Below are 21,903 nucleotides of genomic sequence, written 5' to 3' on the forward strand. Positions count from 1 at the left end.
GTCTTCGGCTGGAGTCCGCATTCATAGTTCTGCCACAGGGTCTGATGCTCGTCGCAGGGTGTCGAATGCTGACAGGCGCAGGTTCTGGGGTCGGAGAGGGGTTCAACCAGCCTCGCCGCCTCCCTGCATCGATCGAAAGGCAATCAAGTGGAGGATCTCATCGGCCGCCTCAAGGCCGCGAACGCTCAGATCGAACATCGCGATGGCCTGCTCGGCAAGGAAATGCTCGAACGCCGTGCGAGCAGTGCCCCGATACTGAAATCGGCCGATCGCGACCTCCATGGAGCCCAAGCGGATAGCGGGCCGTCGTTCGAGGTTGGCGGACAAATGGTCGATCGATTCGAATTCGCGCAGGAGACCATCGTGCTGCGTACCGGGCGGCCCGTGCTGGCCGTCGTCGGAGATGAGGCGCAACTCGTGTTCTCCGATTCGGAAAGCAGCGTCTGGAAGTCGCGTCTCCGGGAGGCTTCAGCGCACTTGGTTGACGCCGTGCGCGCGGTCGGCCGCATCGAGGTCGAGGGACACGACTTGGCCTGGCTCGGCACTGGTTGGTTGGTGCGACCGGATGTCCTGGTCCTGAATCGCCATGTGGCGGCCGAGTTCGGGCACAACGACGGTACCTCCTTCGTGTTCAAGCAGGGGATCGGCGGTCGCCGGATGGAGGCCTCCATCGACTTCCTGGAAGAGATCGGAAGCATCAGGAATCGAACGTTCCGGTTGAGCCGAATTCTGCATATCGAGGATTCGGCGGGACCTGATCTGGCATTCGCGCGAGTCACCCCGATAGGGGAGCAACCCCTCGCAACGCCCATCGCGCTTTCCACACGTTCCGAAGATGACGAGATGGTAGCGGTGATCGGCTACCCGGCCCGGGACAGCCGCATCCCCGACCAGCAGCTGATGGATGAGATCTTCGGGAACGTCTATGACAAGAAACGGCTCGCGCCGGGGCGAGTGACCGGCTCTAATTCGACGTCGATCCGCCACGACTGTTCAACTCTCGGCGGCAATTCTGGGTCGGTGGTGCTGTCGCTCACGACGGGGGAGGCGGTGGGTCTGCATTTCGCAGGCCGCTTCCTCAAAAGCAATTTCGCGGTGCCGAGCACCATAGTGGGGGAGCGGCTCGAACAGGTCCTGAGCGGCCGGATCCGGCCGGGTCCTGCTCCTTCGACGGTCCCGAACCGCGTTGCGCCGGCAAAACAGCAAGCACTTGCGGCTCCTCACCAGGCGCCCAGATTCTCGTTCGTGGTTCCACTGCGGGTGACAGTTGAGGCCGGTAACCCGTACTTGGATGACAACGACCAGCACGACTGGGATGGGCCGCCGACGACGAGCGATCCCGACGGCGAAGTGTTCACAGAGGCGATTCCGGCCGATTATCGGAATCGTTCGGGGTACGAGGAGATGTTCCTTGGCGCTGCCGTGCCGATGCCGTCGATCACGAGCGGTCAGGATGATGTCCTTACCTTCACCTTCGATGGAACCACTGAAGATGTGCTGCGGTACGAACATTTCAGCGTCATGATGAGCAGGAGCCGCCGGCTGTGCTTGTTCAGTGCGGCAAACATCGACGGAATGCGATCCATCTCGCTGCCACGCGTGGGCTGGCGGACAGATCCGCGTATTCCGCTCGGCGCACAGATCATCAAGGAATGCTACGGTGCCGAGCCAAAGTTCTCGCGGGGGCACATGACCCGGCGTGAGGACCCGGTTTGGGGTCCTCACGCCGTCGCATCGACGGCGAACGCGGATTCAATGCACGTCACCAACGCCGTCCCGCAGATGCAGCCCTTCAATGGCGGAGTTTGGCTCGAGCTCGAGAACTATGCACTGCAGAATGCACGCAAGGACGACATGAGGATCTCTGTCTTCACCGGTCCGTTCCTGACGAGTGAGGACCCCCTCAGGTTCGGTGTGCAGGTCCCTACAGAGTTTTGGAAGGTCATTGCGTTCATCCACGACGAGACGAGGCAACTATGTGCCACCGGCTACACAATGTCTCAGGAGGATTTCCTGCGCGACGAGGAATTCGTGTTCGGCAAGCACAAAACTTCGCAGCGATCCATCACCCATATTGAACAACGTACGGGACTTTCGTTCGGACCACTCGCCGCATTCGACCCCATCGAGGACAACGAGGGCCTGGTTTCCGAACTGACCGATGTCCGACAGATCCGATTCATCGGACGCTAGCCAAGTCACCCGATAGCTGAAGGTCGAGCGTATATGACTCAGAACGCGTAATGGCGTTGGCCAGCGCCTATGGGTCCTCAGACGGTCGTGAAAGTCGATATTCATGTGGTTCCGGCCCATCAGGTAGGCCGAGTCTGGACCGGCAATCAGCTGACGCGAGCATCGGACGGCCGGTGCAGTTGCCAGCACTTCGCATCGCACCGAGGTGACGCTGCGGTAACGCTGTCGTAACGGGGGGTCCAATAATGTACCGAAGTACACAGAAGACCCTTGTGGACGACTTCGGAGTTGAGGGAGTTGTGAATCCGACGATCGTAGAGCCGGTCCACCTCGGCCCCAGGTTGGGCAGCAGCGAGGAACTGGTTGGCGAACCTGCGGCGGAGGCACGATTGCGGTGGAGTTCGGCAACGTCGTTCGATCTCATTCATGACACCCATTTGGAAGAGTTCGACATCGACCCCCGATACGCATCCTGTTGTATCCCAAAGCGCTTTCTCGACCACGACGGTGATTCAACGGGCCCCTCCCAGGGCTTCGGGACGCGCAGCCCGTTCTCCGTCTTGAACTACCGGTCAATCACCAGATATTGCGCGCCTTACGTAATTCCGAAGTAGAGCTGCAGGAGCACCCGAACGGACATCAGGAAGAAAACCCGAACGGACATCAGGAAGAAAACGGAGGCAGGAAATGAGCGACGAATATGACAACACGATGCTGGGACCATCCTCAGCTCACGAACTCGGGGAGGATTTCACGGATGCCAAGGGAAGGCGCTGGGTGGCAGCCGAGCGGATCGACCTTCCCGAGATTGACGTTCCGGAAACCGAGCGAGTACGGCGCGCCCCGGACATCGACGCCGCATTTGCACCGGATCCGCGTGCGATGGCACGTGAAGACCTAGCGAGGGCCCTGCAGCCGAGACGGCTCGTCGGGAATTTCGAATACCGACTCGATGAACCTGACTACGAGATTGCTGACGCAATCCAGGCAATGGCGTCCCCCTCCAATACGGAGGGGTCCTGGGGAGAATCAAGCGCATTTGCGAGGGCGAAATATCTCACCGGTCCGGGGCTAGCCCCGACCGCTGATCGTTATGTCATTGGGGCGGACGACCGGCGCCGTATCGATAGTCCGCAGTTTTTTCCTGGCAGCGCGTTCGCATACTTGTCCCAGGGGTGCACAGCAACAATGATCGGGCCGAGCACGGCACTCTGTGCCGCCCACTGCTTCTTCCAGAACGGTACATGGATTCCTACCCGCAGCGTCACGTTCGGAGCCAACACGGTGGCTCCGACCGCACCCTTCGGGAGCTTCGTCTTCGACTCGATCACCCTTCCTGGCCAGTGGAACTCGAACGAGTGGGATTGGGATTTCGCGGTCCTGGAATTCAGCCCATCGCGGCCGGACATCGGTCGTCAGACTGGCTGGTTCGGAACCGGACAAAACTTCAATGGCACAAAGACGATGATCGGGTACCCCTCGGATAAGCCGGTTCCGTCGTCATGGATCAAAAGTGGGGCGTTCACGGCCGCGCCGGGAAGTCGCTACCAGCACAACCTCGACATCATCCCTGGGGACAGTGGCGCCGGCACCTACGATAATGGTGACAGCCGAGTCAATGGCATCCAATCGACCCAGTGGTTCTCCACGAACCCGCCCCGCGTGTGGAACGAGGTCCGACGCTGGGATTCGACCACCTACAACTTCTTCCATGCCTACGGTAATTGGCCGCGCGGTTGATCCGGAGTTCAAGTGCTTCGTGGGCAACGATCGGACCAGACCGACGCGGTCTTCGACGAAGAGGCCAGCGCCTAGGCATCCGGGCCGAGGTCGTCGAAATCGAATCCACCGCATATTCTTCCCGCAAATCAACAGAGCAGGTCACCGGCCGGCTGGTGGTGCGCCGCATGCGGCGTTGAACCCGAGAGCCGGCGACGGGCCGGGAAGCATTGTTCGACACGCACCGTCGTTACGCGTTCTTCACCACGGTGGACGCCGCGGTTTTGGACACCGTCCACCCAGACGAAATCGGCCCGACCAGGATTCTTGATGTCTATCGCGTCTGGGATTGGGCCATATTTCGTTGACTACGCAACGTTCGTGGGTGCCTGGACCAGACCGGCCCCCACGTCCATCGGGTCAGTTCCGGACTTGAGTGGCTCGAACGTTCCTGACCCAATCACTTTGGCTTGGAGGAGAATCGGGCTGAGCGGTCCCTGCGCCATTAGCCGCTCGGCCCAGAGTGCCGTGACGCCGGCGACGTGTGGGGTTGCCATACTGGTTCCGCTGATGGTTCTGGTGCCGCCGTTGAGCCAAGCACTGAAGACCCCTACTCCTGGACCCGCAACAGTCGCCATCGTGTTGGAGAACGGTGCAACGGTGAGTCCGCCGGCGCCGTCGGCCAAGGCAGCCACGGAAGTAATCCCAAACGCTGCGGCGGGAGGGGCAACGTTGATCTCATACGCTGGGGAGCCGTTGCGTTCACTCTCATTGCCAGCGGCCGCGACGACGATTGTGGTCTGGGCTACTGAGGCGCGGGCATTGAGAAGATTGGCCAGTTGTTCGAATAGCCGGATGTTGGCGCGGTAGCCTTCGAGGGCGATCGAGGTGGCGGCCGGGATCGATAAGCCGTTCACGTTGACAAGATCGTTCACCCAGCCCGGGAAATCCATGCCGAGCGACATGGAGATGACGTGGGCGCCGTTGTCGGCTGCCCACAGCATTGCCGACGCAAGTGCGTCGCTGCTGCCGCCGTTCGGGCCTCCGAGGACCTTTCCGATCAGGGCCCTCTGAATGCCGGGGGCAACGCCTATCCGCTGGCCCTCTGTGTCGCGGCCAAAAATGGTTCCGGCGCAGTGCGTGCCGTGACCGTTGTCGTCGTCGGCGCTGCCGGCTCCGGTGAAATCCTTCGTGACGAGGTCGACGCCAGCGAAGGCCGGGTGGGTGGAGTCGATTCCGGTGTCAAGGACCGAGACCGTCACCCCGGCGCCCGTGAAGGGCGAGGTATCGGCGCCTACTGCCTTCACGCCCCACGTCACAGCAGCGGCCCTAGCCGCCTCAGCTTCGAGAGGTTCGATGAGCTTCATCGGCATAGCGGGTGCGACGCTGAGGACCGTCGAATCGTTCCGCAGGGCGTTGAGAGTCGCATGTGAGGGGTTGTCTTCCCTTTCCACGGTCAATCCCATAGCGCGTTCTGCGATTCCTTGGGCGGCCATTTCGAGCCCGGGGGCACCCGGTCCGTCGAAGGGGTCACGCGTGGCGCGAAAGGCCGGGGCGCGTAGAACGACGATTCCCTGGTTGAACAATTCGGACATCTTGGGCTCCCTGCCTCTAGATCTTCATGTGGTGGTGTGCACGGCTTCACATGGCGAGCCGCAATGCTCTATGTGCAAATGCTCGCGAAAAGCCGAACAATAATTCGTGCGTTCTGCCGGCGGTCGGGGCTGAAACCGGGAGGTTGGGCTCCGCCATGGTGTCAGGTCTATATCGGAAGGCGTTACTGTGGCGTTACTGGCTGCTGGGCATCCGATCAGGAACCAATGGTACTGAGCCGCATGGCAGTCATATCTGTGGACGATAGCCGGGCAGCCTATAGATTTCGGTCAGTGGGCCCTCTTCAATTGGGGGTGCTACTGAATGAAAGATTTGCTGAAGGGATTGCCCCGGGTCCGCGTGCGCCGACAACGCGGCCATCGAGTCCTTCTTCTCGCTCCTGCAGAAGAACGTGCTCGATAGCCGGCGATGGTCCACGCGGGCCGATCTGCATCTGGCCATCGTGACCTGGATCGAGAAAACCTACCATCGGAAACGCTGCCAACGGCGCCTCGGAAGGCTAACAACCGTCGAGTTCGAGATACTCACTAACGGCATCAAAGCCGCCTGACAACACTAAATCCCGAGAGTCAACGGAATCCCGGGCAGTTCCGAAGGCCCCCGCGTACAGCGTGGGCAGTCCCCTGGGACACTCAGACGGTGCGCGGCCAGCCGGCTTCAATGAAAAAATCAAATTCTGGAAGAGTCCCTGCAGGACTTCCAGCTTGCAATTCGTCCTGGCATCGTCTCCCGGTCGGTTCGGCATCAACTCGGCGGACCAAGGAGCCAACCTGATGTCATGAACGGCCACGAACCGCGCGGATCCCATGACCCCATACTCGCCAGGGCCGGTCCGCTCCGCCTAAGTTCTGAAATGCCACGCTGATCTTCACGCCACATCATGAACTGTGGTGACGCGTACTTGTCGCTGGCAAACTCCCTGCCGACGTCCGCAGGCAAGGACGCCACCTCCTGCGTTTCTTCCTCAGTGCCGAACCGTAGTTCGCCTATCGACTCGTACATGGTTTCCACCACAGGTCTTCCTTGAGCATTGGGCAGCTCACATCCCTGTGTGGACGTCCTCACAATGGCGCGTTGGTAACGCCATGAGTGCTCGTATGGATACGGATCCAAGCGGTGTCTCCGACGGCGCTCAGCAGGGGACGCCCCCAGCTTTCAACACGTCAGTACCACCTAAGAATGTTCAGCGATTGCCCTTCTCGGCGGGTAGATCGCACCATAACACCGCCCCAGGGGAAAGTCGTGAAGGAACAAGAGGCTCGTCAGAGACTGATCGAGAACATCGAGCAGGACAGTCCGCTATCAGGCTGTTCCTGCGTCATGAACGACCTCGTCGGAACAGGCTGGTCACCACGAGCGTCGTTGGTAATGCGCTGGCTGCGGGTTTCACCGTCGGCCCCGCCTTCGGCGGCACCAAGTTCACAGCGGAGGTTCAGGAAGCGCTGACCCTGGAACAGAGTGCCATGGTCTGGCAGGTGCTTTGCCTGGCGGCGATGCTGATGTCCGTCGTCGCTGCCGTAGCGACCAGTTTGGCCAACTCGCACTCCGTGGCCGCAAAGGTCAGCGCAGCAGAGGCAGGTATTGCCCAACTCGGGGGGGGGGGGGCTGAAAGCGGCATTGGACCTCGGACGCCTGCCCGTGGAGGATGCAATTCAGCTCTATCAGCAGTACACAATTCAAGTAGCGTTCGTGGACGACGAGGACAAGGCGACTTCCCCGCGGTGACGACTGTTGAGTCCGAACCGGGAGTCGGGTACAGGGTAAGTCCGGACCTGGATTGTTCTATTGAGCCGATGCTTTGCCTGGCCGGCTGGGTCCTTTGCGTTTGACGACACGCGGTTCGGTGCATGGTCTTCGGGGTGTATCAGGGCAGGGAAGCGCCGACCTAATCACCGCCTGAAAATCACAGAACGGTGAACGCCGCTGCCTCATAGGGATTCGTAGAATGAAGGAGCAGTGCGTTCAAGTCGCTTCGTCGGCATAGGAGAAGCACCGGTTGCTTGTGTATCGCAGTTTGGACGAATTCGCTGTCGTCGACCGCCACGTCGGGTAGCGTTCCGCGAAGGAGTGGCTCCCAGGCCGGACCGATCAGCCGGCGATACAGTGGCCCCAGCGATTCAGGCACCAAGATGTTCGGGGAAACGCCTTTTCCCGGTGAACCGGCGAACGGCAGGACCTCCAGGCCCAACTTGAACATCATCTGAACTGCCCGGTCCGGCTCGAAGGGCTCATTGGTCCTCACCTGGTAGCCCTCCGGCAGTATTCCGCTTTGGGAGTAGGCTCCCCGGTCCAGCATCATGGACATCATGGGATTGAACTGTGTCCAGTCCTGATTGCGGACGAGGACGAAGCCGATGTCGTCCTGCCGGGGTTTGATGTCGTCGTCGGTGACCCAGAACCACATCTCGAAGTCCCCGCCGCGCTTGTCGTTCCCGCTGAAGGCAGTGCCCGTCTTCAGCTTGGTCGGGAGAAGGTCATGCGGTGGCCTGTCCGGCCGGCCGAAGGCTTCCCCGTCCAGATAACGGCGGCCGCGTGCGTCGCGGATGAAGTTGCCTTTCAGCGTCAGCCGGACCAGCAGTGAGCGCTCCTCGAACGTGAGTGCCGTGGCCAGCGAGGCCCTGAGGAGTTCCCGGGTTCGGGCTTCCGGACGCCAGTGGATCTCATTCTCCAGCACGGTCGGCTGCCCAACTTCCGGCCGCAGCACCACCGGCAGGTAGATCCCTACGCTGCGCTGGACGGTCTGAGGCATCTCCAGGGTGAGAAAGCATGTAGCACGGGAGACATTCTTGTCCAGGATGTCGTCGCAGACGACGGTCAGCCCCTCCAGGAAGACCTGTACAGCCACCTCCTGATCATTGATCGCAGGGTCACCCACGGCGGATATCATTCCACTCAGCATGTCCGAGACCTCCTGTTGGATTCTCTTGCTGCCCCTTCGGCTGTCTGCGAAGGTAATCCGCCCACCCGTCAGTTCCGCCGTGGCCAAATACGGCATGTCCAAGCGACTGCCGGCATCCTGCAGCAGCAATAGCAGTTCGTCAGTGATGGCACCGTCGGCCAGCCGCAGTCCCGTGATTCGGTCGTTCGTGTGCTCCACCTGCAGGTTTCCTGCGGGAATCCGATGCAGGCGGGGTTGCTTCGAAATGCCCCAAAAGATCCCTGTCACCCTGATTCCCGGATCTTTCTCTGCTCCGCGGGCGCAGAGTTGGTCCAGACCCTCCTGCACCGTGGTAGCGGTCAGATCGCACCCCGCCGCCGGGCTGTAGGAGATGCGGTCGGCTGTGCTCAGATTGGCGTTGAACACGGTGTGGAGCCTCGGGTCCGACCACAACGATGCCCTCACCTGCTGCACGTGGGGCGACTGGCCGAGCGTCCACGCCACACGTGCCACGCCGGCGTCGTCGGTGATGGCGAGGACCCGGTCACCGGTTCCGTCGAGAACGCCGGCGGTCGCGACGAATTCGACCGGGCGTCCGGGCACCGGCACATTGCCCCGGTTGACTCGAACCTGAAGGGGCGCCGGCAGCGGCTGTCCCGGCAAGGCCTCCTGGCCGTCCCCACCCACGTAGTAAACGTTGGTGAGCTCCGTGATGCCGGGGAAGACCGACCGGCAGTCCTGGACAGTGGCTACCACCTGGCCGTTCTGGAGCCACCAGTGCAGCAGTCCCAGCCGTGAATAGTGATTTACTGTTCCATGCGGAGCCACGCCGTCCAGCCTGGCGTAGCTCGCATCGCGGGCCCGGGCCGGAATAAGCCAGTAGTCTCCGGGCCGGTAGGTGCCAGCGGAGAATTTCACCTTGATGCCGGACCGCCCCAGTGCACTGCCTGCACTGACCGGAATAGCGACGTCGTCCCAGCGTCTCACCCCGACGTCGCGGCGCCCGAGGTAGCCGCTCAGGTCCCCTTCGACGGTGAGTTCGAGACCGTTGGGATGTGCGGCCACCGTGCTGAGCAGACCCGGCCGTGCCTGCCGGATGTCCTCGGTGCTGTAGATTTCGACGGCGTCACCTTCCCGGAGCGCCAGAACGTCGTCGGCACCCCGGCGTCGAAGCGTAAGTGTGTGAGCGTCGTCCACCGACTCGGCCGCGTAGACGACGGCTGCATTCTCCGAGGACCAGGTGAATGTCGCATCGGCTTCGGAGCCGCCGGTGTGGATTTCCACCCGATACAGGCGATTCTCCCTTCCCCGAAAACCTCCGCCGTCCGGCTCAGCAGCACACGGGTCATCCGGGCCCTGCACCAGATCGTCCGACGTGCTCAGTACGCCCGTCCCGGTTGCCTCCGGCGCGAACCCGGGAACATCGTCGGAGCAAGCGGCCACACCGGCATTCCGGAGCAGACGGACCCGCCATGTGGTCTGCAGCCGCGTTGCCGTATCCGGTCCGCCGAGGGCCACCTCGCGCAGCGCCGGATCTTCCAGCGCGGTGACGTGGCGCTGCCACACCTGGAGATAGATGAGATCGGTACGAAGCCGGTCCGCCCCCGCAAGCCCACCAACCTCCAGCTCCGGCAGCGGAGCGGTCGCCGCGTCCGGGGCAGATAGCAGCTCGCCGGCAAGTGCGCCGTTGGGCTGGAGTCGCTCTTCCACTGCGCCGGAACCCTGGTAGAGCACGTCGGCGCTGTTGTCGACCAGGACGCCGTCCACGTAGAGGCGTCCTGCCGCAATGCGCAGATCGGCACCGTCCTCCGTCGCCGTGATCGTGAATCCGTCTCCGGGAGCACCGGAGGCTCCGATGATGTCGGAGAGCGCCCGCTCGCGCAGGTGGGTCTGGATGGACTGGCCTTCGTTCCAGTCGGCATCCAGATCCACCCGCCCCTGCTGTTTGAAGAGGCCGGTGTAGTGTTTGGCGGGATCGAACGTCAGACGCGAAAAGTCGCCTTTCATCGTGCTCTCCTTAAGTCACGTAGATGAAGCCCGGTTCGAGCCCGAAGGGAAGGTATTCCTCCAGCCGGGTCCGCAGATTCGCTTCGCGTTGCGGCTGGAACAATTCATTGAACACACCCATTTCGGCCCTGTTCTGTCCGCCGGCAAGAATTTCGGCGGCGGTGCCCGCTGCCAGTTGTGCATATCCCGGCTGTCCGTAACGGCGCGAGGTGAATAACGGGGTCAGCCGCTTGAGTTCGCGGCCCCGCTTCGCCGGTTCCGTCATCTCCGCAACGCCAGTGGCGGGTTGGCAGCGGTAGTGGCCGGGAACGGACGAGCCGTCCGGCAGGTAACTGAATCGTACGCATCCGTGCTGCCGCCGCCGACTGACCACTTCACCGGTAAGGATGGATTCGGAGACCATCGTCAACTCCCTGACCTGGATGCGGCCGAAGACGGTAACACGCTCCAGCGAGGTGCTGGGGCCTGGCTGGTTGCCGTCCCCGCTGCCTGCGAGGGCGAAGCTGACGACCGGTCCGGAGGAGCTGCCCGGGTGGTCGATGATGCAGTTCCGGGCCAGCAGCCCGCCGGTGGACTGCGGAATTTGCAGCCGTCCGGTGATGCTGTTGATCAGCTCGATCTCGAGTCCGCCGTTGCCTGATCCAACCATCAGACTCGCTTCGTCCGGAAAGGCGGCAGAGCCGTCCTCGTTCAGGCTCCAGCCCGGCACCAGGGTGCAATGGATCAGGCTCAGCCTGCGCAGCCTGCTGTGACCTGCAATCGTCAGCGGGCCCTCGATGACCAGTCCGTCCAGCACCAGGTGCTCCGGAGCGTTGGCGCCGACGGCCAGAACACCGCGGATCACCGGCCTCTGCGAATTGGCTGCCTGCAGGGTCAGCCGGAGCCCACCGGAATCGAAAGATACGCCGGCGGCTTCGTCGAAGGTGCGGCTGTCCGGCAGTTCCAGCACGGCCGCCGGGTTCTCCGTCGGCGTCCACGACTGCACCGAAGCGGCGATGCCGTTCGGATGCAGGGCCAGCACTGTCGGGTGTTCTCGCACCACCGTGCGTTCCAGCAGATGACTGCGGTCGTACGGTCCACCGCCGATGTCGGAGCTGAACCCGTAACCGAAATTCACCCGAACAGTGTGTGCGTTTGATGGTTCGGCGCCGGCGGCAAAAGCGAAGCGGCCCCGAACAATGTCGATTCCCACCCGGATTCCAGCCGCCGCGGGAGCGGCCCATCCGCTCAGGTTCATGCACTGGATGAGTTCCGGCGGTATACGCTCGCCGTCCGCAAAGATGGACAGTCCAGGTGGGGTCTTGTCGCCGATCTGCTCCGGGTAATAGTCGGTCAGGTGGTGATGGAAGGAAGGATGCCGGATGGGACCGTTGATCTCGGCCTCCGATCTTTTCGCCGGGGGAGTCGCGCCGGAAACGCCGGCTCCGGTCATCCGACCGGCTCCGCCGCCGTCGTGCGCGGCGTTGAACAGCGGCGCCGGGTTTCCCAACGGGCTGAAGTGATAACCGTGCGGGTGAGCAGTCGACCGCCGCGGCGTGGCACCTCGGAGCTGGTAGGCGCCCAACCGCCAGAGGAAGCAGCCGATCGCCGGTATGTTGTACCGGGCACCGGCGGAGAAGGGCCTGATATCCGCGCTGTGGCTGAGGTCGTTGAACGCGGTACCCAGTGCATCCAGCGCCTCGAGCCGCCGCAGATCCACCGTCCCGGTGCCCGGACGCAGATGGTTCATGTGCTGCGTCCAGGTCATGCGGTCGAAGAACGCCACTGTGTGGGCGGGCCAGCCGGTAACGAACCCGGCCAGTTCCTCGAGCATGGGAACGGTGCCCTTGCGGCGCCGGAAATACACGGTCCGAGCCACGTCCGCGCGCGGTCCGCTCGGCACGGGCTGCAGCGGAATGTTGCCCACCAATTGGCCGATATAGGGCACAACCCAGTCGTCGCACGTCTCGATGAAGTAGTCGTCCCACAGATCGTCGATGTTCTGGTGAACCGCGTTGGCCTGCTGCGAGATGATGTTCAAGAGCGTCCGCAGCGGATAGCCACGGTCGGCGTCATCTATCCGCTGCGCCGAAGGCAGCAACTGCCAGAAGTCGATGGTGCTCACGAGCCGGCCTCCTTGTACTCCGTGGTTGTGGTGAGACCGGCCAGACGAGGGTCCTCCAGGACCATGAGCTGGTGGCTGGCGGGAACGACGGCGGTGCTCAGTGGCGGGGTCGTTCCCTCCTCGCCGGCCGAGGGCACAGCCCGGAAGGTGTGGATGCGCACGGCCAGCACTCCGGCGACCGAGTGGAAGACGGGATACAGGTCGCTTCGGTTCACACGCCCACCCAGGTCGAGTCGGTCGAAGGAGAAGTGGTCGGCCACAGCGTCGCGCACGGCAGCGAGGACGTCGTCGGGCCTGAAGGTGGGGGCGTCCACCAGGACCGTGGCGGCCAGTTGCAGGGGCAGTTCGGCGTAGCTGTCAAGCTGGAGCACGCGGTTGGTGTCCCGGCGAGCGTCCAGGTCGGCCAGCAGCGCCGTGTGGGTGTCGGCGCCGGCCGGAAGAGTGGCACCGCCGTCACCGGCCACGGTGAGCCGGACCAGCTGGGTCTCACCGTCCCACTCGACTACCGCGCGGGCTTTGGCTATGCCGGCGTATTCGCGCGCGGCGTCCTCGAAGTCACGCAGTGAGACGATCCTTCCAAAGGTCCGCACCGTGTTCGGGGCGTTGCGACGTAGCGCTTCCGCGGGTTCGGGCTCCGCCCCTCCGGCAGCCGGCAGCAGGTTGAGCACGCTCTTCAGGCCCAGCGGACGGTCCAGGAGGGTGGTTATGGTTCCGGCCGAGACGTTGCCGGCCGCGCCGAGTCCGTGGCGGTAGTCGGCGGTCACGTTGCCGCGCCCGGTGGGGAGCCGTCGGCCCGTGACGCCGTCACCGAACCGCACCGTCGTGCTGCCGTCCCCGGCGGTGACCGTGGTGTAGACGGGTTCCTGCGGCCCGTGACCGTAGAAGCTGCGCGACTCCGTCCAGAGGACTCCGTCCACCCGGACCTGGAGTGTGCTGGTCGCGCCGTTCGGGGCTCCGGCCTGCACCCGGTAGGTCAGTGGGGACTTCTTCAGCGTGAAGGCCTGGAACGGCTGCGAGGCGTCGCCGCTGCCCAGGACCTCCGCCGCGGCCTCCCCGTGTGCCGCGGCCGCCACGTTGGCGTAGACGGTCAGTCCGATCCGGTCGTAGCTGTGGGCCAGGGGTTTGGAGAAGAACAGCCGGGTGTCCGCGCCAGCGGCTTCGACCCGGGCGAGTTCAGCCAGTTCGGCAGGTGCAGCGGGTCCGCTGATCAGGAGGGGACGGCCGCGCTCCAGCGCCGTGTGGCTGCCCTGGACATCGAGCCAGTCCTTCGGAAATGATGCGGCGACCTCTTCCTGTCCCAGCCGGAGTGGCTCCGGCGTCAGATGTACCGCCGTCCGGCGCGGGTCCTGTTTGAAATCGGCTACCCCTTCCCCGGAGTGCAGCGTGAGCCGGGTGACCTTGCCGGTCAGCAGGAAATCGTTGCGGGCCTGCGTCGCGACGCCGTCCACCCGGTAGAGCCGGGCAGTCCCGGGCCGCTCGAGCACCAGCCAGGAATTGGGCAGCACCGGGTACACGGCGTCGAGGTCGATGTCCCGGCCATCAGGAGGGCTCTTCCCGAAATCCCAGTCGGCGGGCAGAGGCGGCAGCGGCTTCTCGGTCGCGGACACGATGTCCGTCGTGGTGACGATGGTCCGGCCGCTTTCACCCTCAAGGCTTTCCTTGGTGGTGGTCATGATCTTGAAATCGTGGCCGGCGAGCTGGCGCCGGGTGACTTCCGGTAGTGCGGCCAGCATGGGGGCGTTGAACCCGAAGAGGGAGGCCGTGGCGCGCATGGCGTACGCGGCAGGGCCCGTCTGTTGCCTGTGCGGGTCCGGCTGGGCAGCGGCCAGGGATTTGTCCAGGGCCACGGTGGTGTTCTCTGGTCCCGGTCGGACGGACTGGACCCGGCGGAGATCCCAGCGCGGTGTTCCCGGATCCTCGTCGTGCTCGAAGCCCACCAGCAGCAGGGGGCAGCCGGTGGAGAGGGAACGGACCTGGCCGTCCAGCTGCACGGCCGCGGTCTGCTGATTCCAGTCCTGCGGGCGGTGCGTGACGGGCCGCAGGCGATTCCATTCATACCGGGCCAGCCGCGGCTGCAGGGTCTCGAACTTCTGCGGTTTCTCCCCCTGGGCGGGGACGCTCTGCGCCCGCAGGGATCCGGAGATGAGGGTCTGCTGGGCGGCCGGCGTGGGAGGGTGCAGGGTGAAGGCCAGCTGGGCCGACGCGGCGATCCCCGGGACCGGCCGGTAGTCCAGCATGGCGGCCAGCCGGCGCAGGCTTTCCGGTTGCCGGGCCGTGCCCAGGTAGGCCTCGTTGGCACTGCGCTCCTGGTAGAAGGTGAGGATGTCCGCGACATAGGACCACAGGTCGATCAGCGCTATCCCGAAATCGTCGTCCCGGCGGGCAGTGAGGTCCCGCAGGGGAACCCGGCCCTCCACCATCTCGAACGCCAAACGGGCGAGCATTGCGCCGCGGAACTGGGGGTAGGCGCGGAGCCGGTAGCGGATGGCCGGCAGGCCGGGCCTGTTGCTGATCCGTGGCGTCCCTGGTTCCACCGACATCGCGTCAGCCCCCAGCTCTGACGGTCAGCAGCCCGTTCTCCGGGAAGCTGGGATCATTGTCCAGCCTGAGAACCTCAAGCGGATCAGCGGCGATGAATCCTCGCGCCAGATTCAGGGCAGTCGCTCCAGGATCGGAATCGTAGCGCCGGGCGAATCCCACGGCGGTGGCTGAACCGACGCCGGACACGCGCTCGGCGGCGGCCAGCAGCGCACTCAGATACAGCGGCTGTCCGAAGCCGAACCTATCCGGGTGGAAGAATGCCATCAGGGTCCGAAGCACGGCCTGCTCCACGTCACGGCCCAGATGGCCGGCCTCCGCACACAGCTGAAGCTCCACCATCAGGGGCACGTAGACGGGGCCCTTGATGCTCAGGTCATACCCGGCCAGCGTGACGCTGTTGACCCAGTCAGCCACGTCCCCGGCCAGCGCCGGGGAGAGTTCCGCCGCGTTGAGCGGGTCCACGTAGACGAACACTGTGTGCCAGCTGCCGGTCCAGCGGAGACGGGCCGCGGCGTCCCGGACCTGAGGGTGCTCCTTCGCTGCACGCGCGTAGTCTGCAGCGGTGACCGCGCGGTAGGTTCGGGCGTGGAAGGCCGCCGGAGCCACGGCTTTGACCGCCGCGATCGGCTCCGGGTCGACACCTCCCCAGGCCGGCAGCGGGTTGCGCACCCTGCTGATGGCCGCATGGGCGGGATTGTCCGGATCCTTGAGGAAATGCACGAGCGAGTCGGCGCCGACGTTGCCGCCGGGTCCCGTGCCGACCCGGTAGGACACGCGCAATTCTGACCCGGCGCCCGGCGCCATACCGAACTGGTTGTCGCCGAAGCGGGGCACTGCCGCGCCATCGTTGTCCGTCTCGACGACGAAGTGTGGATCGAAGCGGCCACTGCCCAGCAGGTCTCCGGTCGCCGCGGACCACTGGTAGGCGCCGCCGGACTGCGTGGTCTCGCTCAGCTGCAGGACGGCGGGCAGCGCACCCCGGGCCTGGACCGAGCGCAGCTCGTCGACGGAAAGCGCGGGCAGATCTGCTGACGGCAGGAAGCCCAGCGGAGACTGCTGCAGTCGGAAGCGGTAGCCACGGGTCCCAACGGGCTGTTCGAGCAGCGGGTTCTGGGGTCCGCCGCCGTGCACTGTGTGCTCTTCGTCGACCGTGCGGCCGTGGAAGGCCGGCAGTAGGTTGCCCCGGGCGACGCTCACCCCGTCCAGCTGGGCTCCGTCGCGGGTTTGCCCTGCGATGCAGAGATCGAAGACCAGCGCATCCTGCTGCCCCCATTCCACCCGCGTGTATGACCCGCCGGTGAGCGGGTCCGATTGCGGCTCCCGTACCCGGGTCAGTCGGACCGCCTGACGGTGCGCCGGATCCCGGTCCGCTGCCTGGCCGCTGTCCGGGCTGAGTACTTCCTCGAACAGGAGTAGGTCGCCGGCGGCCAAGTGGGGCAGGGCGCCGGCCAGATCGGCGCCCGTACCCCCCGACGGCAGGGTGGCCTTGAGGTTGCCCCAGGTGTAGAGCGGTATCTCGTTGTGGTCCGGATAAAGCCGCACCGGTCCCGCGGGCAGTAGCCGGAAGGCGCCGTGGCCGGGGGAGAGCACCTCGAACACGGCGTCCGCGCTGTCCAGTGCCTGTGCCGCCAACTCGCCCGGAACGGCCGGCGGCGGATTATCAAGCAGGCGTGGGGACGTCACAGCCCGCAGCAGCACATCCCCGGTCAGCTCGACGTCGGCCTCTGCCCAGCAGTGCAGCAGGGTCATGGCGCTCAGACCATCATGCAGGGCGTAGTCGATCAGCCGGGTGTGGCGGCGGACCGACAGCCGCTGGCGGGCGGTCTCCAGATAGGCCTCGTTGGCCACAGCGTCCTGGTAGTAGCTCAGCCGGTCGCCCACGTAGGCGAAGAGCTCCAGCAGGCTCATGCCGAAATCTGCTTCCCGGCGTTCTGTCCACGCCGGGATGATGGTGGGCAGGTAGTCGGTCAACGCCTGGCGGAAGCTCTCGTAGTCCTTGGCCAGGTAGTCGATATGCGGTGCGGAGGTGACACCGGCGCCGTCGTCGTCCGTCTCCAACCGGCAGTCGTAACGGCTGGGGCAGCCGGCTTTGAAGCTGAACGCCGTTCGTCCGAAGAACGGATCCATGCTCGGATGTACGACCCTGAGCACATAGTCCGAAAAGTCGCCCCGTCGATCAACGGTGATCACCACATGGTCGGATGCGCGGTGGACCTCCCGGATTTCGATACCGCGGGTCTTCACGCCGCCGCTGAGTTGCAGCATGCTGCGGTGTGCCGGGTCGGCCAGGGTGGTCAGCAGTGTATCGACCTTGGCCATCAGTGCTGGGTCGTCCGGTGGGTCCGCGGGCAGGAAATAGACACGCAATTGGCGCTGATTGACAGCATCCGGCTCGGTATCCACTTCCAGGTAGTCCAAGCCGTTGAGGACCGGATCCCGCCGGATGCGTGTCCGTCGTTCGGCGTCGCCGTAGCTGATTCCTTCGAACTCTGTGCCCACGCCTGCCTCCTAGCCTGCCTGGAACGTGTCGGTGACACGCTGGCCTGTGTCCAGCCGGATGTATTCGATGGTGACGACCAGCCGCTCCTCCGCGGCCTGCACTTCCACCCGCTCCACCGTGATGGCAGTGGCCAGCCAGCGCTGCAGGGCACTCATCACCTGGAGTCGCGTCTCGCCGGCCAGCACCGTGGTGTTCGGCTGGAACAGCAGCGCCGCCAGGCCGCAGCCGAAGTCCGGCCTGTTCACCCGTTCGCCGGGACGGGTGAACAGAACCGCATGGATCATGTCCTGCAGGTGATCGGACTTGTCGGTGGTGGCGGTGCGCCCGCGCCGGTCCACCGTGAACGGATAATCAAGGCGTGAGTCCACTGCCTACACCCCGCTGACCTTCGTCTGTACTCCACTGACGACGACGGTGCCCTGCACGATCTGCTCGGCGCTCTGGCACAGCCCGATGCTGCTCGCCAGCAGGACCGCCTGCCCACCCACCGTGATGCTCACCGCGGGTGCCTGCCACAGGATCTTGACGCAAGGCTGCGGCTTCGGACCTACCGTGAACGGGCAGCCGACGACCGTGAAAGGGTCGTTCTGCAGCAGCGCGAACGCCCCGCCCACCCGGACGTGGGCATTGGTCGGCACGGCTATGACCATGCCACCATGTGGGCACTGGATGGTGCAGCCGAGCTGGAGGATGGCCGGCACCTACATCACCTCCAGGGAGGTTCCGTTGATCGTCACGGAGGCGCTGCCCAGCTCGATCTTCCTGCCGTTGTTGTTCAGTGTGATGCTGCTGGCCTCCAGGATCACACGGGGTCCGTTGTTGTCCATCGTGATGCTGGACGCGTCAATGTGCAGGGCCGCGCCACCCTCGTGGGCCAGCCGGATGCCGTCGCTGTCCATGCGCAGCACACTGCCGTCGGCGTGCCGGAGTTCGATCTTCTCCCCGCCCGGGGTGTCGTCCAGGATGAGGGTGTGGGCTGCGGTCTTGATGATCTTGATTTCCGGGGTGGCCTCCTCCGGCATCTGACCCTCACCCCACCAGCAGCCTGTCCAGACGGGGGCGGATGTCTCACCGGACTCGAATTCGATCCACACGCCTGCCCCGACGGGCGGGATCAGGTGGAAGCCCACGCCCTCGCCGGCGTAGGGCACGCATGGCAGTGCCCAGCCGGTTTCGAGGCCGTGCAGGACGGACGGCACGTTGGCCCGGATCCGGCCCAACCCGGCGGGGTCGTCGACGTTGGTGACCAGACCGCGGAACTTGCCCCAGTAGGCGTGTGCTTCCATCTCAGCCTCCCGCCATCCCCGTGAAGTCTTCGCCGGCGAGCCCGGTGGCGTTACGCACCAGCGTGAAGGATTGCGTGTAGTCGGTGCCGGCGAAGGCGTGGAAGACCCGCTCCACCAGGAACGTCCCGCTGAGCGAGCCTCCGGCGCCGCGGACCAGCAACGGCTTCCTGGCGCGGATGACGCCACCGTAGGTCGCGGACCTGACCTCACCTTCGGCGCGGATGGCCAACGCGGACCGGTCTGTTACCGCCTGGGCGTAGGACTGCAGCTCGGGGACCGCCGCGAGCGCGGTGCCACGGACCAGGTGCGTGCGGGGCCGGTTCGTGGTGAGCACGGATTCGCCACCGAGCAGGGGAGCGGCTACGGCGATAGCGGAGGCTTCCTGGACCTCCAGCGAGCCGTGATCCACATTGTGGGCCGCGGCGGACACCGGGCGCAGCATGTCATGCGACACGGATAGCTTCTCCGTGTTGCTTTGGGCGCCCAGGCCCACGGAAATGATGCCCTGCGGTTCGGCGTCGAGTTCCGCCGGATGGAAATGGCCCGTGGGCACCCCTGACTGGTTCAGGTCCACGTAGCATTCGTAGCCGTTTCTGCGGGCGAGGCGGCGCAGCAGCTGCATGTCCGTCTCCGACTGCAGCAGCGTCTGGTCCGTGTCCGCGCGGGTGGGCTGCGTGGATTCCACAATGGACGCCAGCCCGTAATCGGCGAAAACGGCGTCCGCGACATCACCGTCGGACATGTCCGGCCAGGCCCGTGTCCGGGCCTGAAGATGCAGCAGCACGGACGTGTCGAAGGCCACCACGGTGTAGGTGGTCTTGTCCGGGTCGCTGGAGAACCCGGCGATCGCCTCCACCACGTACCCCTCGAAGAGCGGCTGGCTCCCGCTGCCCACGGTGACGTCGAGCCGGATCCGGGCCAGCCGCCCGAAAAGACCATCATCGATGATTTCCCAGCCACGGGCGCCGGCCTTCTGTGCGGCGCTGAAGTGTAGCCGCAGCACGTCGGCTAGCCGGAGGTGCTCCTCGCATTCGACGCGTTCGAGTTGTCCCAGGACGACGGCAGGCAGGGGCGAGCCGTCAACGGTGAGCGAGTAGCCGGTCCGGGTGCTCACGGGGACTCCGGGATGTTGATCTTGCGGCCCACGTCCTGCTCCAGCCGCGACGGGTCCATGACGGCGTTGGCATCGCAGATCCGCCAGAACCGGTCCGGGAGTCGGTAGTAGAAGTAGGCGATAAGGTCCAAGCGCTCGCCGCCGCTGATGATGTGGCCCGTGGTGGCAGGTGCATCCTCGATGAACCGGGTGGTCTTGTAGTGCAGTTCGTGTCCGTCCGGCCCGGGCATCGACGCTTCGGGGGTCCGGGCATACCTGCTTCCTTTGAAGAACATCTCCGATTACCCCGTTTCCGCGTTCAGGTGCTGGGTTCTCGTGGGCGCGCCCGCGGAGAAATAGCCGCGCGCCAGCCGTTCCTTCTCTTTCTGGTAGGAGAGGAACGCGTCGATTCCAGTGCTTCCCGGACCCAGGTCCAGATAAGTCAGCACCTGCAGGCCCAGATCCACCTTTGCGCGGATGGGGTTGAGCCGGGCATCGAATTCCTGCTCCGTGATGCTGAAGCTGGTCAGCATCACCGGCACTACCCGCGAATCACCCCAGTTCAACAGCACGAGCGGCAAGTTGCCGGCCTCCACTGTGATCTGCCCCTGCTCCGCCTGGTCCTTGGTCCGCTCGTACTCGGCGCTGGCCGGATACATCAGCATCTCCAGTGCCGCGAGCGGCATGTGCAGACCGCTCTCAACCACGGTGCGGTCCGGCCGGGTCTCGCCGAGTGCATCCGTGGCATCGAGCTCGATCCCCAGGGTCAGCGTTTCCGTGGGCGGTCCAGCGACCAGACGGGCATCCTGAGGCGCCGCGCCCTGCTCCGGTTTCTGCGGACGGCGGTGCGCCAGGGAGCGGCGGATCTCTCCGGGGTTGTACTGGAACGCGATGGTCTGCGCCGGGGTGCCCGGCGCATCGTCCGGATGGATTCTCAGATAGCCGCGCACCAGCCGCGGCGAGCCGGGGAACGTGCTCATGGCTTGCCTCCTCGCGTCAAGAACTGTGCGGCCAACGCAGCGTACCTGTCCGGTGTAGCATCCCCGGTGCCGGCCAGGGCCCGCATCAGTCCGGTGGCTTCGTCCGGGCGGCGAGCGGCCGCGAGTGCTGCGGCGTAGTAGTAACGCGCCCGAGATCCGGCGACGTCGCCGTCCTTAGCCGGAGCCAGGAGCTCCAGTGCCGCGGCCGCTCGGTTCGACGCCAGCAGCAGCACGCCCAGGTTCTCCCGGGCGTCCGCGAAACCGGGATCCCGTTCCAGCACCTTCCGCAGCAGTTCCTCAGCGCCCGCGGCGTCACCGCGGGCCACGCAGAGCATGGCCATCTGGTAGTTCGCCTCGCGGTCCTCGGGCTCCAGCTCCATGGCGTGCCGGAGCAGGTCCCCGGCGGTGCCGTAGTCCTGGCGGGCCATGGCCACGGCGGACCACTGCTGCCAGGGGCGCGGGTCTGCCGGGTCCAGGGCGGCAGCCTGCTGGAACAGTTCGACGGCTTCGGCCACCCGGCCCTGCACTGCGATCACGCTGCCGAGCCGGGTGAGCAGCTGTGGCTGCTCCGGCAGCAGCCAGGCGGCTCGGCGGTACGCCTGCTCCGCACGGGCCGGGTCCTGCTGGAGCAGCCTGCACTGAGCGAGGGCTTCCCACGCCAACAGGTTCTGCGCATCCAGCGAGACGGCCGTCTCCAGCTCGTCAGCGGCCTCCGCGGTCTCCCCGGCGAGGGCGAGGGCCCCACCGAGGTTGGCGTGGACCGTGCTTCGCTGGGGGTCGATCTCCAGCGCCCGGCGGTAGCGTGCGATGCCGCCGGGCAGGTCCCCTGTCTGCACGGACAGGAAAGCGGAGTTGTTCAGGGCGGTCGCGTCCCGCGGGTCGAGTTCCAGCGCGAGCGCGTAGGCCGCCGACGCACCATCGAAATCTCCCTGTGTCTGCAGCAGGGCTCCGCGGTTGTTGTGATCGCGCGCGCTGAACTGTTCCATTC

14 protein-coding genes and 1 pseudogene are annotated in these 21,903 nt (G+C 65.0%); 3 read left to right on the forward strand and 12 right to left on the reverse strand.

The window, feature by feature from the left end:
- Nucleotides 1–147 precede the first annotated feature (147 nt).
- Entirely contained in the window at nt 148–2,193 is a 2,046-nt protein-coding gene (locus MWM45_RS07705; RefSeq protein WP_247828944.1) for a DNA/RNA non-specific endonuclease, read from the forward strand.
- Between the two features lie 687 nt (nt 2,194–2,880).
- A complete protein-coding gene (locus tag MWM45_RS07710) occupies nt 2,881–3,933 on the forward strand; it encodes a trypsin-like serine peptidase (RefSeq protein WP_247828945.1) in 1,053 nt (350 codons plus the stop codon).
- Between the two features lie 347 nt (nt 3,934–4,280).
- Here MWM45_RS07710 and MWM45_RS07715 read toward each other — a convergent pair whose 3' ends face one another.
- Complete coding sequence (locus MWM45_RS07715; RefSeq protein WP_247828946.1) at nt 4,281–5,507, reverse strand: S8 family peptidase; 1,227 nt, start codon at nt 5,505–5,507, stop codon at nt 4,281–4,283.
- Between the two features lie 356 nt (nt 5,508–5,863).
- Here MWM45_RS07715 and MWM45_RS07720 point away from each other — a divergent pair.
- Nucleotides 5,864–6,076: pseudogene (locus tag MWM45_RS07720) on the forward strand (IS3 family transposase); the annotation flags it as partial.
- A gap of 1,353 nt (nt 6,077–7,429) precedes the next feature.
- Here the strand turns inward: MWM45_RS07720 and MWM45_RS07725 are convergent.
- The 11 genes from MWM45_RS07725 to MWM45_RS07775 are packed head-to-tail and all read right to left on the reverse strand — an operon-like array spanning nt 7,430 to nt 21,901.
- Nucleotides 7,430–10,411 (reverse strand): DUF6519 domain-containing protein, encoded by a 2,982-nt coding sequence (locus tag MWM45_RS07725; protein ID WP_247828947.1) that lies wholly within the window; start codon nt 10,409–10,411, stop codon nt 7,430–7,432.
- Between the two features lie 10 nt (nt 10,412–10,421).
- Complete coding sequence (locus tag MWM45_RS07730) at nt 10,422–12,515, reverse strand: hypothetical protein (protein ID WP_247828948.1); 2,094 nt, start codon at nt 12,513–12,515, stop codon at nt 10,422–10,424.
- Nucleotides 12,512–15,055 carry a putative baseplate assembly protein gene (locus MWM45_RS07735; protein ID WP_247828949.1) on the reverse strand — a complete coding sequence of 848 codons (2,544 nt, stop codon included), beginning with the start codon at nt 15,053–15,055 and terminating at the stop codon, nt 12,512–12,514. Before MWM45_RS07735 ends, MWM45_RS07730 begins: the two co-directional genes overlap by 4 nt.
- Before the next feature lie 4 nt (nt 15,056–15,059).
- Nucleotides 15,060–17,555, reverse strand: a complete 2,496-nt coding sequence (locus MWM45_RS07740; protein WP_247828950.1) for a baseplate J/gp47 family protein — start codon at nt 17,553–17,555, stop codon at nt 15,060–15,062.
- A 9-nt stretch (nt 17,556–17,564) separates the two neighbouring features.
- Complete coding sequence (locus MWM45_RS07745) at nt 17,565–17,924, reverse strand: GPW/gp25 family protein (RefSeq protein ID WP_247828951.1); 360 nt, start codon at nt 17,922–17,924, stop codon at nt 17,565–17,567.
- Between the two features lie 3 nt (nt 17,925–17,927).
- The gene (locus MWM45_RS07750; RefSeq protein ID WP_247828952.1) at nt 17,928–18,257 is read right to left on the reverse strand and encodes a hypothetical protein; all 330 of its coding nucleotides are present in this window, start codon (nt 18,255–18,257) and stop codon (nt 17,928–17,930) included.
- A complete protein-coding gene (locus MWM45_RS07755; RefSeq protein WP_247828953.1) occupies nt 18,258–18,842 on the reverse strand; it encodes a phage baseplate assembly protein V in 585 nt (194 codons plus the stop codon).
- A gap of 1 nt (nt 18,843) precedes the next feature.
- Entirely contained in the window at nt 18,844–19,956 is a 1,113-nt protein-coding gene (locus MWM45_RS07760) for a phage late control D family protein (RefSeq protein ID WP_247828954.1), read from the reverse strand.
- Nucleotides 19,953–20,231 (reverse strand): hypothetical protein, encoded by a 279-nt coding sequence (locus MWM45_RS07765; protein ID WP_247828955.1) that lies wholly within the window; start codon nt 20,229–20,231, stop codon nt 19,953–19,955. The genes MWM45_RS07760 and MWM45_RS07765 overlap by 4 nt, the downstream gene beginning before the upstream one ends.
- Nucleotides 20,232–20,237: 6 nt before the next feature.
- Nucleotides 20,238–20,915 (reverse strand): CIS tube protein, encoded by a 678-nt coding sequence (locus tag MWM45_RS07770; RefSeq protein WP_247828956.1) that lies wholly within the window; start codon nt 20,913–20,915, stop codon nt 20,238–20,240.
- Nucleotides 20,912–21,901, reverse strand: a complete 990-nt coding sequence (locus MWM45_RS07775; protein ID WP_247828957.1) for a tetratricopeptide repeat protein — start codon at nt 21,899–21,901, stop codon at nt 20,912–20,914. The genes MWM45_RS07770 and MWM45_RS07775 overlap by 4 nt, the downstream gene beginning before the upstream one ends.
- Nucleotides 21,902–21,903: the final 2 nt, after the last annotated feature.

It is taken from the genome of Arthrobacter antioxidans, assembly GCF_023100725.1.
In the GTDB taxonomy this organism is placed as follows: domain Bacteria; phylum Actinomycetota; class Actinomycetes; order Actinomycetales; family Micrococcaceae; genus Arthrobacter_D; species Arthrobacter_D antioxidans.